Source organism: Streptomyces sp. NPDC030143 (assembly GCF_055573695.1).
The window spans coordinates 590,229-604,829 of the sequence record NZ_JBVIAY010000002.1 but is presented as its reverse complement, the minus strand read 5'-3'; the positions used below and the strand labels follow the sequence as shown (position 1 = coordinate 604,829).

At 71.8% G+C, this 14,601-nt stretch carries 11 protein-coding genes; 10 read left to right on the top strand and 1 reads right to left on the bottom strand.

From position 1 onward, the window contains the following. Nucleotides 1-503 precede the first annotated feature (503 nt). Nucleotides 504-1,922 (top strand): glycoside hydrolase family 16 protein, encoded by a 1,419-nt coding sequence (locus ACZ4YY_RS05785; RefSeq protein ID WP_468284164.1) that lies wholly within the window; start codon nucleotides 504-506, stop codon nucleotides 1,920-1,922. Nucleotides 1,923-2,134: 212 nt separating this feature from the next. On the opposite strand, the gene ACZ4YY_RS05780 is transcribed toward ACZ4YY_RS05785, so the two are convergent. After that, nucleotides 2,135-3,076, bottom strand: a complete 942-nt coding sequence (locus ACZ4YY_RS05780; RefSeq protein WP_468284162.1) for a helix-turn-helix domain-containing protein — start codon at nucleotides 3,074-3,076, stop codon at nucleotides 2,135-2,137. A gap of 155 nt (nucleotides 3,077-3,231) precedes the next feature. On the opposite strand from ACZ4YY_RS05780, the gene tkt reads away from it, so the two are divergent. From tkt to ACZ4YY_RS05735, 9 genes are all read left to right on the top strand, one after another. Beyond that, complete coding sequence (gene tkt, locus ACZ4YY_RS05775; protein WP_468284160.1) at nucleotides 3,232-5,307, top strand: transketolase; 2,076 nt, start codon at nucleotides 3,232-3,234, stop codon at nucleotides 5,305-5,307. A 19-nt stretch (nucleotides 5,308-5,326) separates the two neighbouring features. Continuing rightward, entirely contained in the window at nucleotides 5,327-6,472 is a 1,146-nt protein-coding gene (gene tal, locus ACZ4YY_RS05770) for a transaldolase (protein WP_468284158.1), read from the top strand. Then, nucleotides 6,469-8,001: a glucose-6-phosphate dehydrogenase gene (gene zwf, locus ACZ4YY_RS05765; RefSeq protein ID WP_468284156.1), complete on the top strand. Its 1,533-nt coding sequence runs from the start codon at nucleotides 6,469-6,471 to the stop codon at nucleotides 7,999-8,001. The genes tal and zwf overlap by 4 nt, the downstream gene beginning before the upstream one ends. Next, nucleotides 7,998-8,948, top strand: a complete 951-nt coding sequence (gene opcA, locus ACZ4YY_RS05760; RefSeq protein WP_468284154.1) for a glucose-6-phosphate dehydrogenase assembly protein OpcA — start codon at nucleotides 7,998-8,000, stop codon at nucleotides 8,946-8,948. The genes zwf and opcA overlap by 4 nt, the downstream gene beginning before the upstream one ends. 57 nt (nucleotides 8,949-9,005) lie before the next feature. Further along, nucleotides 9,006-10,652, top strand: coding sequence for a glucose-6-phosphate isomerase (gene pgi / locus ACZ4YY_RS05755; RefSeq protein WP_468284152.1), 1,647 nt, complete (start codon nucleotides 9,006-9,008; stop codon nucleotides 10,650-10,652). A gap of 10 nt (nucleotides 10,653-10,662) precedes the next feature. Next, nucleotides 10,663-11,547 (top strand): phosphogluconate dehydrogenase (NAD(+)-dependent, decarboxylating), encoded by an 885-nt coding sequence (gnd, locus tag ACZ4YY_RS05750; protein WP_468284372.1) that lies wholly within the window; start codon nucleotides 10,663-10,665, stop codon nucleotides 11,545-11,547. A gap of 7 nt (nucleotides 11,548-11,554) precedes the next feature. Further along, complete coding sequence (locus tag ACZ4YY_RS05745; protein WP_468284150.1) at nucleotides 11,555-12,142, top strand: histidine phosphatase family protein; 588 nt, start codon at nucleotides 11,555-11,557, stop codon at nucleotides 12,140-12,142. Between the two features lie 41 nt (nucleotides 12,143-12,183). Beyond that, on the top strand, nucleotides 12,184-13,614 hold the full coding sequence (locus ACZ4YY_RS05740) for a membrane-associated oxidoreductase (protein WP_468284148.1): 1,431 nt from the start codon (nucleotides 12,184-12,186) through the stop codon (nucleotides 13,612-13,614). 312 nt (nucleotides 13,615-13,926) lie between these two features. Further along, on the top strand, nucleotides 13,927-14,592 hold the full coding sequence (locus tag ACZ4YY_RS05735) for a TetR family transcriptional regulator (protein WP_468284146.1): 666 nt from the start codon (nucleotides 13,927-13,929) through the stop codon (nucleotides 14,590-14,592). Nucleotides 14,593-14,601 lie beyond the last annotated feature (9 nt).

Sequence of the window (14,601 nt, the reverse complement as noted above, 5' to 3'; positions counted from 1 at the left end):
GGTGTCAGGACGCCGAGGGCCGTCTGCGGCGGGCCGTCGACCGGGCAGTTCGGGGATGCGGTGCTCGGCGCAGTCGTCCACCGTCCTGAGGTCCTTCCGCCTGGCGTCGGTCTCGTTCAGCACCCGCACCGGGTCCCGGCCGGCGATGTCCGGTGCCGGCCTCCGTCGACTCGCCCCTCGGACACGCAGTCCTCGCCCCCCCGCCGGCCGCCCGTGACACCCTCGCGCCGTCGGTCGCGATGACCGACGAGACGCAGGGCCCGGGCGGGAGTCGCGCGCCGGGCCGTCGCGGGAGGGCCGGGCGGGGGCGGCGCGCCGGGGCCCCCGAGTGGGTTCACGGGATGAACTCCCGTACGGCAGAAGGACTTTCTTTGCTTTGACTCTTGACGGTCCGGGTGGCGGGGAGCACATTGGCCGCAGCTTGAGAGCGCTCTCACGCGCTGCCCCGGGCGCTCTCGACGGCGCCCGCGCCCATCCGTCCCCGTACTCCGAGAGGCTCCCCCATGAGCGAAACCTCCGGCACACCCGTCCCCCCAGGGCCCGCGCGAGGGCGGCCGGTCCGGCGCGCGCTGATCGCCGTGCTGGCCACCCTCGGGCTGGCGGCCGCCGCCGCGACGGCCGTCACCCTGCCCGCCAACGCCTCCGCGCCCACGACCCCGACGGGCTGGACGCAGGTGTTCCTCGACGACTTCAACGGCCCCGCCGGCTCCGGCGTCAACACCGCCGACTGGCAGTACGCGACCGGCACGTCGTACCCGGGCGGCCCCGCGAACTGGGGCACCGGCGAGGTCGAGACGATGACGAACAGCACCGGCAACGTCTCCCTCGACGGCAACGGCAACCTGCGCATCACCCCGCTGCGCGACTCCGCCGGCCGCTGGACCTCGGGCCGTATCGAGACCAACCGCACCGACTTCCAGCCGCCGTCCGGTGGCAAGCTGCGCGTCGAGGCCCGGTTGCAGATGCCCAACGTGACCGGCACGGCGGCCGAGGGGTACTGGCCCGCGTTCTGGATGCTGGGCGCCCCCTACCGCGGCAACTACCAGAACTGGCCCGCCGTCGGCGAGCTGGACATCATGGAGAACGTCCAGGGCCTGAACCGGGTCTGGTCCACCATGCACTGCGGCACCAACCCCGGCGGCCCGTGCAACGAGACGAGCGGCATCGGCAACTCCACCGCCTGCCCGGGCACCACCTGCCAGTCCGGATTCCACACCTACACCATGGAGTGGGACCGCTCGGTGAGCCCCGAGGCGATCCGCTTCTTCGTCGACGGCGTCAACTACCACACCGTGACCGCCGACCAGGTCGACGCCACCACCTGGAGAAACGCCACCGACCACGGCTTCTTCATCATCCTGAACGTGGCGATGGGCGGTGGCTTCCCCGACGCCTTCGGCGGCGGTCTCGACGGTGACACGCGTTCGGGCGTCCCGATGGTCGTGGACTACGTGCGGGTCCTCCGGGCCGCGGGCGGCGGGGGCGGCACCACGCCGCCCCCGTCCGGCAACCGGGACGCCTACGCCCCCATCCAGGCCGAGTCCTTCGACGGACAGTCGGGTGTGATCACCGAGACCACCACCGACACCGGCGGCGGCCGGAACATCGGCTCCCTGGCCAACGGTGACTGGGCGCTGTTCCGCGGGGTCGCCTTCGGCTCCTCGGCGGCCGGACAGTTCTACGCCCGGGTCGCCAGTGGTGCGGCGAGCGGGGTCAGCGGCCTGGTCGAGGTGCGCCTGGACAGCCGGAGCAGCGCACCCGTGGGCAGCTTCGCGGTGGGCAACACGGGCGGCTGGCAGTCGTGGCGCACGATCCCGGCGAACATCACCGGCGTGACCGGCACCCACGACGTCTATCTGACCTTCACCAGCGGTCAGCCCGCGGACTTCGTGAACGTGAACTGGTTCGACTTCGGTCACTGATCGCCCGGTCGGCCGCGGAGGGCGGCCGGCGGCGTTTCGGAGCTCCGGACAGAAGGGGAGCCGGGCTCGGGAGCCTGGTACGCACGCTCACCAGGCGACGGAAGCCGCGAGCTGATCGGCCGCCCCTTCTCTCCGGAGCTCTCAGGGTTCCCCGCGCCCTGTGCCCGCCTGGGCCGCGCGGTCTGATCCGGCGCTCACAGTGCAAGGACCCCTCAGCGCAGTTCGGCGCGGAACGCCGCCGGTGTCATGTCCGTGTGCAGGTGGAAGAACTTGGAGAAGTTCGCCGGGTCGGGGAAGCCGACCGCCGCGCCGACCCGGCCGATCGGCAGGTCGCTGTGGGCCAGCAGGCGCTTGGCCTCCAGGACGACCCGTTTGTCGATGAAGCCCTTGGGGGTCTCGCCGGTCGCGGCGCGCACGGCCCGCACCAGGGTGCGGCGCGAGTAGCCGAGGGCCTCGGCGTAGGCGCTCACGCTGTGGTTGGTGGCGAACTCCCTTTCCACGGCGTCCCGGAAGAGGGTGAAGGTGGTGTCGCCCTGCCGGCGGACCGCCTCCGCGGAGCTGGCCGCGAGGTGCGCCAGGCGCAGCAGGAACGCGGTCAGGCAGTGGCGCAGCACGGCGGTGTGCAGGCTCGGCGGAAGCGTCGCGGTGTCCTCGTACTCCCGTCGGAGGTGGGTCAGGCAGGCGCGCAGCGCCGCCGACCGCGGCGGGTCGGGGCGCAACAGCGGCGGCAGGTCCCAGCGGTACAGGCCGGTGGCCTCGACGGTGGCGCGCGGCAGGAATCCGGGCTGCATGGCGAGGACGGTTCCGCGGTACTCGCTCGACTTCGAGAAGCGGTGGACCTGGCCCGGGCGGATCCACAGCACGTCGCCGGCCGTCGCCTCGTACTCGGTGAAGTCGACCATGTGACGTACGGGACCGTCGGTGAAGAACAGCACGACGTGGAAGTCGATCCGGTGCACCCGGTCCAGGGGCGCGTCCGCGTGCCAGGTGCGACCGGTGCCCATCGGGCCGACCTGCATGCCGACGCCGCCGACGCTGAGGTCGACCGGGAAGGGGAGGGTTCTGATCCCGTCCGCCGCGCCGTGTCCCGCGTGGCCGGTGGTGCCGTCGGCGCCGTCGGCCCTCCCGCCGCCCGGAAGCGTTGTGTCCGCCATGTCCGTCTCGTGCCGCCTTGATCGCGTTCTGTGCCCGCCGGGTGTCCCACTTTCACCACAGCCTGACACACGGAGACCTTCCCTCGAATAAGTCAGACTTTTACTTTTGAACGCGTCAGACCAGCGATTCCGCTCACACCGAGGACTTCTTGAAGATGAGCACGCAGACACCGGACCGCTTCGCATGGACCGAACTCGACCGGCGTGCCGTCGACACCGCACGCCTGCTGGCCGCGGACGCCGTGCAGGAGGTGGGCAACGGTCACCCCGGCACCGCGATGAGCCTCGCGCCCGCCGCCTACACGATCTTTCAGAAGGTGATGCGGCACGACCCCGCGGATCCCGAGTGGGCGGGACGTGACCGTTTCGTCCTCTCCCCCGGGCACACCTCGCTGACCCTCTACACGCAGCTCTTCCTGGCCGGCTACGAGCTGGAGCTGGAGGACCTCAAGGCCTTCCGTACCCACGGCTCCAAGACGCCCGGGCACCCCGAGTACGGGCACACCGCCGGTGTCGAGACCACCACCGGCCCGCTCGGGCAGGGTGTCGCCAACGCGGTGGGCATGGCGATGGCGGCCCGCTACGAGCGCGGCCTGTTCGACCCGGACGCCCCCGAGGGCACCTCCCCCTTCGACCACACCGTCTGGGCCGTCGTCTCCGACGGCGACCTCCAGGAGGGCGTCTCCGCCGAGGCGTCCTCCCTGGCGGGCCACCAGAGGCTCGGCAACCTGGTCCTCCTCTACGACGACAACCACATCTCCATCGAGGGCGACACCGCGACGGCGTTCTCCGAGGACGTGCTGAAGCGGTACGAGGCCTACGGCTGGCATGTGCAGCGCATCGAGCCGCAGGACGACGGCGACGTCGACGTGCACGCCCTGTACGGGGCGCTGACGGCGGCGCGGGCCGAGACCGGGCGCCCCTCGATCATCGCGATGCGCACGATCATCGCCTGGCCGGCCCCCACCGCGCAGAACACCGAGGCCTCCCACGGCTCGGCCCTCGGCGCGGACGAGGTGGCCGCCACCAAGCGCGTCCTCGGCTTCGACCCGGAGCGGTCCTTCGAGGTGTCCGAGGAGGTCCTCGCGCACACCCGCGCCGCCCTCGACCGGGGCGCCGAGGCGCACGCCGCCTGGGACAAGCGGATCGTCGCCTGGCGCGGCGCCCACCCCGAGCGCGCGGAGCTGTTCGACCGGGTCGTCGCCGGTCGGCTCCCCGAGGGCTGGGAGGACGCACTGCCGGTGTTCGAGCCCGGCAGGTCCGTCGCCACGCGCGCCGCATCCGGCAAGGTGCTCCAGGCGCTCGGCGCGGTCGTCCCCGAACTGTGGGGCGGCTCGGCCGACCTGGCCGGTTCCAACAACACCACCATCGACAGGACCTCGTCGTTCCTGCCGCGGGGCAACCCGCTGCCCGGGGCCGACCCGTACGGCCGCACGGTCCACTTCGGCATCCGCGAGTTCTCGATGGCCGCGGTGATGAACGGCGTCGCGCTGCACGGCAACACCCGTGTCTACGGCGGCACGTTCCTCGTCTTCTCCGACTACATGCGCAACGCCGTCCGTATGTCGGCCCTGATGCAGCTGCCGGTGACGTACGTGTGGACGCACGACTCCGTCGGCCTCGGCGAGGACGGCCCCACCCACCAGCCGGTCGAGCACCTGGCCTCGCTGCGCGCCGTCCCGGGACTGAACGTGGTCCGCCCGGCCGACGCCAACGAGACCGCGATCGCCTGGCGCGAGATCCTCGAGCGGCACGCCACCCACCCGGCCCCGCACGGACTGGCGCTGACCCGTCAGGGCGTCCCGACCTACGCCCCCGACCCGGACGCCGCGCGCGGCGGCTACGTCCTGAAGGAGTCCTCGACGGCGCTCCCGGACGTCGTCCTGATCGCCACCGGCTCCGAGGTGCAGCTCGCCGTGGCCGCGCGGGAGACGCTGGAGGCCGAGGGGATCGGGACGCGGGTGGTGTCGATGCCGTCCGTGGAGTGGTTCGAGGAGCAGCCGCGCGCCTACCGCGACCAGGTCCTTCCGCCCTCGGTGAAGGCCCGCGTCGCGGTCGAGGCGGGCATCGGCCTGACGTGGTACCGGTTCGTGGGTGACGCGGGACGCATCGTCTCCCTCGAACACTTCGGTGCCTCCGCCGACGCCGGCACCCTCTTCGCCGAGTACGGCTTCACCCCCGAGAACGTCGCCGCCGCAGCCCGGGAATCGCTGGCTGCCGCGCGTGGTTGACCCGATCGCCAGAAAGAAGATGATCACTGTGACCGAAGCAAGCGCCCCCGCGGGCGCCCTCGAGCGCCTCGCCGAGGAGGGCGTGTCGATCTGGCTGGACGACCTGTCGCGCCGGCGCCTCACGTCCGGCGGCCTCGCCGCGCTCGTCACCGAGCGGCACGTCGTCGGCGTCACCACCAACCCGTCCATCTTCCAGGCCGCCATCGGCTCCGGCGAGGGCTACGAGGAGCAGCTCGCAGACCTGGCCGTGCGGGGCGTCACACCCGACGAGGCGGTGCGGATGCTGACGACCGCCGACGTGCGGACGGCAGCCGATGTCCTGCATTCCGTATACACCGCCACCGGCGGTCGCGACGGCCGGGTCTCCATCGAGGTCGACCCCCGCCTCGCCCACGACACCGCGGCCACGATCGCCGAGGCCAAGCAGCTCGCCTGGCTCGTCGACCGCCCCAACGTCATGATCAAGATCCCGGCGACGAAGGCCGGCCTCCCGGCGATCACCGAGGTCGTCGGCCTCGGCATCAGCGTCAACGTCACGCTGATCTTCTCGCTGGAGCGCTACCGCGAGGTCATGGACGCCTACCTGGCCGGCCTGGAGAAGGCCGCCGCGCGGGGCCTGGACCTCTCCGCCATCCACTCCGTCGCCTCCTTCTTCGTCTCCCGCGTCGACTCCGAGATCGACAAGCGGCTGACGGTCCTCGGCACCGACACGGCCCTCGCGCTGAGGGGACGGGCCGCGCTCGCCAACGCGCGTCTGGCGTACGAGGCGTACGAGGAGGTCTTCTCCGGTGAGCGGTGGACCCCCCTCGGCGGCGCGAGGGCCAACAAGCAGCGCCCGCTGTGGGCTTCCACCGGGGTGAAGGATCCCGCGTACAAGGACACGTTGTACGTCGACGAGCTGGTCGCCCCCGGCACCGTCAACACCATGCCGCAGGCCACGCTCGACGCGACGGCCGACCACGGCAGGATCACCGGCGACACCGTCACCGGCGGCTACGCGCAGGCCCGCGCCGACCTCGCCGCCGTGGAGGCGCTCGGCATCTCCTACGACGAGGTCGTCACCCGGCTGGAGGACGAGGGCGTCGCCAAGTTCGAGGCGGCCTGGCAGGACCTTCTGGACGCGGTCACGAAGTCGCTGAACAGCAAGGGAGTTGACGCGCAATGAGCACCTCCGTGTGGAGCAACCCGCTGCGGGATCCGCGTGACCGGCGGCTGCCGCTCATCGCCGGCCCGTCCGGACTCGTCATCTTCGGCGTGACCGGTGACCTGTCCCGCAAGAAGCTGATGCCGGCCGTCTACGACCTCGCCAACCGCGGTCTGCTGCCGCCGGGCTTCTCGCTCGTCGGGTTCGCCCGCCGCGACTGGGAGGACCAGGACTTCGCGCAGGTCGTCCACGACGCCGTGCGCGAGCACGCGCGGACGCCGTTCCGCGAGGAGGTCTGGCAGCAGCTCGCCGAGGGCATGCGGTTCATCCCGGGCGACTTCGACGACGACACCGCCTTCAAGCAGTTGCGCGACGCCGTCCAGGAACTGGACGCCTCCCGCGGCACAGGCGGCAACTTCGCCTTCTACCTCTCCGTGCCGCCGAAGTTCTTCCCCAAGGTCGTCGAGCAGCTGAAGAAGCACGGGCTGGCCGACGCCCCGGAGGGCGCCTGGCGGCGGGCGGTGATCGAGAAGCCGTTCGGCCGCGACCTGGTGAGCGCCCGGGAGCTGAACGCGATCGTGCACGACGTGTTCGAGCCCGACCAGGTGTTCCGCATCGACCACTACCTGGGCAAGGAGACCGTCCAGAACATCCTGGCGCTGCGCTTCGCCAACCAGATGTTCGAGCCGATCTGGAACCGGTCGTACGTCGACCACGTGCAGATCACCATGGCCGAGGACATCGGGATCGGCGGCCGGGCCGGCTACTACGACGGCATCGGCTCGGCGCGCGACGTGATCCAGAACCACCTGCTCCAACTGATGGCGCTCACCGCAATGGAGGAGCCCGCCTCCTTCGACGCGGCCTCGCTGCTCACCGAGAAGCTGAAGGTCCTCAAGGCCGTGAAGCTGCCCGAGGACCTCGGCCTGCACACCGTGCGCGCCCAGTACGAGGGCGCCTGGCAGGGCGGCGAGAAGGTGCGCGGCTACCTGGAGGAGGACGGCATCGACCCGGCCTCCACCACCGACACCTACGCGGCGATCCGGCTGAACGTCGACAACCGCCGCTGGGCGGGCGTCCCCTTCTACCTGCGCACCGGCAAGCGCCTCGGCCGGCGCGTCACCGAGATCGCGGTCGTCTTCCAGCGGGCCCCGCACTCCCCCTTCGACTCCACGGCGACGGAGGAACTCGGGCAGAACGCCATCGTCATCCGCGTCCAGCCCGACGAGGGCGTCACGGTCCGCTTCGGCTCCAAGGTGCCCGGCACCTCGATGGAGATCCGGGACGTCACGATGGACTTCGCGTACGGCGAGTCCTTCACGGAGTCCAGCCCGGAGGCCTACGAACGCCTCATCCTGGACGTGCTGCTCGGCGACGCCAACCTGTTCCCGCGCCACCAGGAGGTGGAGGAGTCCTGGAAGATCCTCGACCCGATCGAGGAGTACTGGGCCGCGCACGGCAGGCCGGCCAGGTACGCGTCGGGCAGTTGGGGACCCGAGGAAGCCGACGAGATGCTCGCACGAGACGGACGGAGCTGGCGCAGGCCATGAGGATCGACCTGAGCGACACCACGGCAAGCAAGATCAACAAGGCGTTGGTGCGGGGGCGCCGTGCCATCGGCACCCCGGCCGTGGGCATGGTCCTGACGATGGTGATCGTCACGGACGAGGAGAACGCCTACGACTCGATCAAGGCCGCCGAGGAGGCCTCGCACGAGCACCCCTCGCGCACCCTGGTCGTCATCAAGCGGCACGCCCGCAGCCCACGCGACCGCACCAACTCCCACCTCGACGCCGAGGTGCGGGTGGGCGCGGACGCGGGCACCGGAGAGACGGTCATCCTGCGGACGTACGGCGAGGTGTCCGACCACGCCGACTCCGTCGTGCTGCCGCTGCTGCTGCCGGACGCGCCGGTGGTCGTGTGGTGGCCGGTGGACGCGCCGGAGAACCCGGCCAAGGACCCGCTGGGCGCGCTGGCCCAGCGCCGGATCACCGACATGTACGCCGTCGAACGGCCGCTGCGGGCACTGGAGTCGAGGGTGACGTCGTACGCGCCCGGCGACACCGACCTCGCCTGGACCCGGCTGACGCCGTGGCGTTCGATGCTGGCGGCGGCCCTGGACCAGGCGCGGCTGCCGATCACCTCGGGCGCCGTCGAGAGCGAGGCCGACAACCCCAGCGCGGAACTCCTCGCGCGCTGGCTGGAGGCACGCCTCGGCGTCCCGATCGAGCGGGTCGTCACCGCGGGCCCCGTCGTCACGGCCGTACGCCTCGGCACCGGGAAGGGCGAGATCGTCATCGACCGCCCCGAGGGCCCGCTCGCCACGCTGACCCTGCCCGGCCAGCCGTCGCGGACCCTCGCCCTGAAGGTCCGCCCGACCTCCGAACTCATCGCCGAGGAGCTGCGGCGCCTCGACGCGGACGAGATGTACGCCGTCGCCCTGCGCGGCGAAGGGGGATCCTCGCCATCAGGCCGACCCGGGACGACGGTGCTGTGAGACCGACCCCCGGCACCGTCAGGAAGACCCCCCGAGGCACCAAGGAGACCGCCTCTCATGTCTGACTCCCCCCTGCTGACCCGGCGGCCCGAGTGGGCCGCCCTGGAGGACCACCGTGCCGCGTGGCACGCGCATCTGCGGGAGCTGTTCGCGGCCGATCCCGGGCGCGCGCAGCGGTACGTGGTCCGCGTCGGCGACCTGCGGATCGACTACTCCAAGAACCTGGTCGACGACGAGACGCTGGCCCTGCTGCGGGAACTCGCCGCCGCCACCGGCGTGTCCGGGCTGCGCGACGCGATGTTCCGCGGCGACCGGATCAACATCACCGAGGACCGCGCCGTCCTGCACACCGCGCTGCGCGCGCCGCGGGACGCGGTCGTGGAGGTGGACGGCGAGAACGTCGTGCCCCGGGTGCACGCCGTGCTCGACCGGATGGGCGACTTCGCCCGCCGCGTGCGGTCGGGCGAGTGGACCGGCCACACCGGCCGGCCCGTCCGCAACGTCGTCAACATCGGCATCGGCGGCTCGGACCTGGGCCCGGCGATGGCGTACGAGGCGCTGCGCGCGTACACGGCGCGGGACCTGACGTTCCGGTTCGTGTCCAACGTCGACGGCGCCGACCTGCACGAGGCCGTGCGGGACCTCGACCCGGCCGAGACGCTGTTCATCGTCGCGTCGAAGACCTTCACCACGATCGAGACGATCACCAACGCCACCTCGGCGCGCTCCTGGCTGCTCGAGGGGCTCGGCGGGGACGACAAGGCCGTCGCCAAGCACTTCGTGGCGCTGTCGACGAACGCCGGGAAGGTCGCCGACTTCGGCATCGACACGGCCAACATGTTCGAGTTCTGGGACTGGGTCGGCGGCCGCTACTCCTACGACTCGGCGATCGGACTGTCGTTGATGATCGCGATCGGTCCGCAGCGGTTCCGGGAGATGCTCGACGGGTTCCGAGTCGTCGACGACCACTTCCGCACCGCGCCTGCCGAGGCCAACGCCCCGCTGATCCTGGGCCTGTTGGGGGTCTGGTACGGCAACTTCCTCGACGCGCAGTCGCACGCCGTGCTGCCCTACAGCCACTACCTGTCGAAGTTCACCGCCTACCTCCAGCAGCTCGACATGGAGTCCAACGGCAAGTCGGTGGACCGCGAGGGCCGGCCCGTCGAGTGGCAGACCGGTCCGGTGGTGTGGGGCACGCCGGGCACCAACGGTCAGCACGCCTACTACCAGTTGATCCACCAGGGCACGAAACTGATCCCGGCCGACCTCATCGGTTTCGCCCGTCCCGTCGCCGGACTGAGCGACGCACTCGAGGCGCAGCACGACCTGTTGATGGCGAACCTGTTCGCGCAGGGCCAGGCGCTGGCCTTCGGCAGGACCGCCGAGGAGGTCCGCGCGGAAGGTGTGCCCGAGGAGCAGGTCGCGCACCGCACCTTCCGGGGCAACCACCCCACCACGACGATCCTCGCGCCCCAGCTGACGCCGTCGGTCCTCGGCCAGCTCATCGCGCTCTACGAGCACAAGGTGTTCGTGCAGGGCGCGATCTGGGACATCGACTCCTTCGACCAGTGGGGCGTGGAGCTGGGCAAGGTCCTCGCCAAGCGGGTCGAACCCGCCCTGACCGAGGGTGTCGAGGTCCCCGGTCTGGACGCCTCCACGGCCGCTCTGGTCGCCGCCTACCGTGAACTGAAGGAAGAGAACTGACATGGCATCGATGCAGTTGGGCCTCATCGGTCTGGGCAGGATGGGCGGCAACATGCGCCAGCGCCTGCGCAACGCCGGCCACACCGTCGTCGGCTACGACCGCAACCCCGAGCTCTCCGACGTCGGCGGCCTCGCCGAACTCGTCGAGCGGCTCGAGGCACCACGCACGGTCTGGGTGATGGTCCCGGCCGGTGCGGCCACCCAGTCCGTCGTCGACGAGCTCGGCGACCTGCTCCAGCCCGGCGACACCGTCGTCGACGGCGGCAACTCCCGCTGGACGGACGACGAGAAGCACGCGGCGGAGCTGGGCGCGAAGGGCATCGGCTTCGTCGACGCGGGTGTCTCCGGCGGAGTGTGGGGCCTGAAGAACGGCTACGCCCTGATGGTCGGCGGCGACAAGGAGCACGTCGACCGGCTCCGGCCGATCTTCGACGCGCTGAAGCCGGAGGGCCCCTACGGGTACGTCCACGCGGGCAAGGTGGGCGCCGGGCACTTCTCGAAGATGGTCCACAACGGCATCGAGTACGCCATGATGCAGGCCTACGCCGAGGGCTGGGAGCTCCTGGAGAAGGTCGACTCCGTCACCGACGTCCGCGAGGTCTTCCGCTCCTGGCAGGAGGGCACCGTCATCCGTTCCTGGCTGCTGGACCTCGCGGTCAACGCCCTCGACGAGGACGAGCACCTGGACAGGCTGCGCGGTTTCGCCCAGGACTCCGGCGAGGGCCGCTGGACCGTCGAGGCGGCCATCGACAACGCCGTGCCGCTGCCCGCGATCACGGCCTCGCTGTTCGCGCGGTTCGCCTCCCGTCAGGAGGACTCGCCGCAGATGAAGATGATCGCGGCGCTGCGCAACCAGTTCGGCGGCCACGCCGTCGAGTCGGCGAAGCCGGAGTAGTCGGGCCGTGGGGGATCTGCTGCTGGTCCGCCACGGGGAGACGGAGTGGAGCCGGTCGGGACGGCACACCAGCTTCACCGACCTGCCCCTCACCGAGCACGGCGAGGAACAGGCCGAGTCCCTCGCTCCGCTCCTCACCGGCCGGACCTTCTCGCTCGCGCTCACCAGTCCGCTTCGCCGTGCCGTCCGCACGGCCGAACTCGCGGGCGTCACAGGCGCCGTACCCGAGCCCGACCTGCACGAATGGGACTACGGCGGCTACGAGGGCATCACGACCGCCGAGATACACCGCACCCGGCCCACCTGGGACCTGTGGACCGACGGCGTGCCGTCCGGCCCGGACGGTCACCCCGGCGAGTCGCCCGAGGAGATCGGGCGGCGCGCCGACCGGGTGCTGGCCCGGGTGGACGGGGCGCTCGCCGACGGTGACGTGGTCCTCGTCGCGCACGGACATGTGCTGCGCGTGCTGACGGCCCGTCGGCTCGGCCTGCCGCCCGCCGAGGGCCGGTTGTTCCAGCTGGCCACCGGCACGGTGAGCCGTCTGTCGACCGAGCACGGCCGGCCCGTGATCGCCGAATGGAACGTGCGGGCATAGCCGGTTGACACCGTCCGAGGGGCCCGCCAGAGTCGCGGCTGATGGAGATCGACGATCTGACACCGGCCGAACAGCGCGTCTGGCGGGCCTTCGCCACGGGCACGGTCGTGGACTTCCGCCAGGAGGGTCCCGAACCGGCCGTGCGGGCCCGCGTGTTGCGGGCGTTGCTGCTCAACGGACCGCGCGAGCCCGGGGAGATCGCGTCCCTCAAGCTCGTCGGCGCCCGCGTCACCGGCCCGCTCGACCTGCGGTACGCGGTCGTGGACAGCGTGGTGCGGCTGAACCACTGCCGCTTCGACGAGGTGCCGCAGCTGTCCGGCGCCCAGCTCAACTACCTCAACCTGAGCGACTGCGTGCTGCCCGGTCTGACCGCGGCACGCGCCCGGACGGAGGGCAGCGTACGGCTGACGCGCTGCCGGATCAGCGGGCCGGTACGCCTCGGCGGCGCGCAGATCGCCGGGGCGCTCTTCCTGGAGCAGGCGGAACTCGACGCCGCGGACCCGGCCGAGCCCGTCCTCCAGCTCCACCAGATCACCGTCGACGACGACGTGCGCGCCCGCGGGCTGCGCGCCCGGGGCCTGATCCGGCTCGACGGCGCCACCGTCGCCGGCTCGCTCGACCTGGAGGACGCCGAGCTGAGCAACCCCGGCGGGCACGTCGTGGACGCGGACTCCCTCGACCTCGGCGCGAACCTCCTCGCCCGTCGGCTGCGCGCCGAAGGCCGGATCGATCTGCGCGAGGCCCGCATACCCGGCCGGGTGGACCTGCTGCGGGCCACCCTCTCCCACCCCGGTGACACCGCGCTGCGGGTCAGCGGCTGTGTGATCGGCGCGGTCTGGCTGCGCGGGGGCCCGCCGATCGAGGGCCGGCTCAACCTGCGGCGCGCCGAGATCAACCAGTTCGAACTGGATCCGCAGATGCTGCCCGACCAGGTGCGGCTGCTCGACCTCACCTACACCTTCCTCACCCCGCACGAGCCCGTCGAGCGGCGGCTGCCGATGCTGGAGCGCGACGACGGCGCGTTCGACCCGCACGGCTACGAACAGCTCACCGCCGCCTACCGCCGGGTCGGCGACGACCACGCCGCCCGGCTCGTCCAGCTGGCCAAGCAGCGCCGGCGCCGCTCCACCCTGCCGTGGTACGGACGCCTGTGGGGTCATCTCCAGGACGCCGCCGTCGGCTACGGCTTCCGCCCGCTGCGCGCCGCCGTCTGGTTGCTGTCGCTGCTCGCCGTCGGCTCGATCGCCTTCGCCGGGCACCGTCCGCGCCCGCTGAAGGCGTCCGAGGCGCCCGACTTCCACCCGGTCTTCTACACCCTCGACCTGCTGCTGCCGGTCGTCTCCTTCGGCCAGGAGTCCGCGTTCGCCCCGTCCGGCGGCTACCAGACTCTCTCCTATGTCCTCATCGTCACCGGCTGGGTCCTGGCGACGACGGTCGCCGCGGGTGTGACGCGGACGGTCAGCAGGCAGTGACGCCCCGGGGCGCGATCGGGCCCGAGCCGATCGCCGCCGTCCCTTCGGGCCGGGACCGCGCCGGTCGGTTCCGCGGGACCCGCGAGCATGTGGCCGCTGTCCGGTTGCCGGGCCGGTGAAACAGGCGGAAGGCGTCCAGCGCCGGGAGGACGGGCCGTGCCGCCGCCGTCGAGCGTGGCGCAGCGAAGGACGCGCCGCGCGCAGCGGCGCGGTGTCCAGGGGCCGGTGGACGGCCTCGCCCCCCGGCGACGGAACCCCTTCCCGGCGAGCTCCTACAATCGCGGGACCCGACCACCGTCCCGGAGGAGACCGATGACCAGCGTCGAGGAACCGGCACGACCCGGCGGGCGGATCCGAGACGCCGCCCGCACCCGGGCCGAGATCCTCGACGTGGCCACACAGGAGTTCGCCCGGGCCGGCTACGACGGCGCGCGCGTCGACGAGATTGCCGCCCGCACCCGCACCACCAAGCGGATGATCTACTACTACTTCGGCGGCAAGGAGCAGCTGTTCACCGCCGTCCTGGAGCGGGCGTACGGCGTGATCCGCGAGGCGGAGCAGCGGCTCGACGTCGAACACCTGGACCCGGTGGCGGCCGTCCGCCGGCTGGCGGAGCTGACCTTCGACCACCACGAGCGGCACCCGGACTTCATCCGGCTGGTCAGCATCGAGAACATCCACGGCGCCGTGCACATCGCCGCCTCCGAGCGACTGGGGAAGATCGGCTCCCCCGCGCTCGAGGTGATCCGCGGCATCCTGGCCGCGGGGCAGGAGTCCGGCCTGTTCACGGCCGACGTCGACGCCGTCGACCTGCACGCGATGATCAGTTCCTTCTGCTTCTTCCGGGTGGCCAACCGGCACACCTTCGGCGCGCTGTTCGGGCGGGACCTGGTCGACCCGGCGCAGCGGGAGCACTACCGCGCCATGCTCGGGGACATGGTGATCGCCTACCTGACGGCGGAGCGGGCCGCGGACTGACCCGGCGCG

What these genes read in the sequence shown, in the direction of transcription:
- ACZ4YY_RS05785 (WP_468284164.1), top strand. Translation starts at nt 504, where the DNA reads ATGAGCGAAACCTCCGGCACACCCGTCCCCCCAGGGCCCGCGCGAGGG.
- ACZ4YY_RS05780 (WP_468284162.1), bottom strand. Translation starts at nt 3,076, where the DNA reads ATGGCGGACACAACGCTTCCGGGCGGCGGGAGGGCCGACGGCGCCGAC.
- tkt (WP_468284160.1), top strand. Translation starts at nt 3,232, where the DNA reads ATGAGCACGCAGACACCGGACCGCTTCGCATGGACCGAACTCGACCGG.
- tal (WP_468284158.1), top strand. Translation starts at nt 5,327, where the DNA reads ATGATCACTGTGACCGAAGCAAGCGCCCCCGCGGGCGCCCTCGAGCGC.
- zwf (WP_468284156.1), top strand. Translation starts at nt 6,469, where the DNA reads ATGAGCACCTCCGTGTGGAGCAACCCGCTGCGGGATCCGCGTGACCGG.
- opcA (WP_468284154.1), top strand. Translation starts at nt 7,998, where the DNA reads ATGAGGATCGACCTGAGCGACACCACGGCAAGCAAGATCAACAAGGCG.
- pgi (WP_468284152.1), top strand. Translation starts at nt 9,006, where the DNA reads ATGTCTGACTCCCCCCTGCTGACCCGGCGGCCCGAGTGGGCCGCCCTG.
- gnd (WP_468284372.1), top strand. Translation starts at nt 10,663, where the DNA reads ATGCAGTTGGGCCTCATCGGTCTGGGCAGGATGGGCGGCAACATGCGC.
- ACZ4YY_RS05740 (WP_468284148.1), top strand. Translation starts at nt 12,184, where the DNA reads ATGGAGATCGACGATCTGACACCGGCCGAACAGCGCGTCTGGCGGGCC.
- ACZ4YY_RS05735 (WP_468284146.1), top strand. Translation starts at nt 13,927, where the DNA reads ATGACCAGCGTCGAGGAACCGGCACGACCCGGCGGGCGGATCCGAGAC.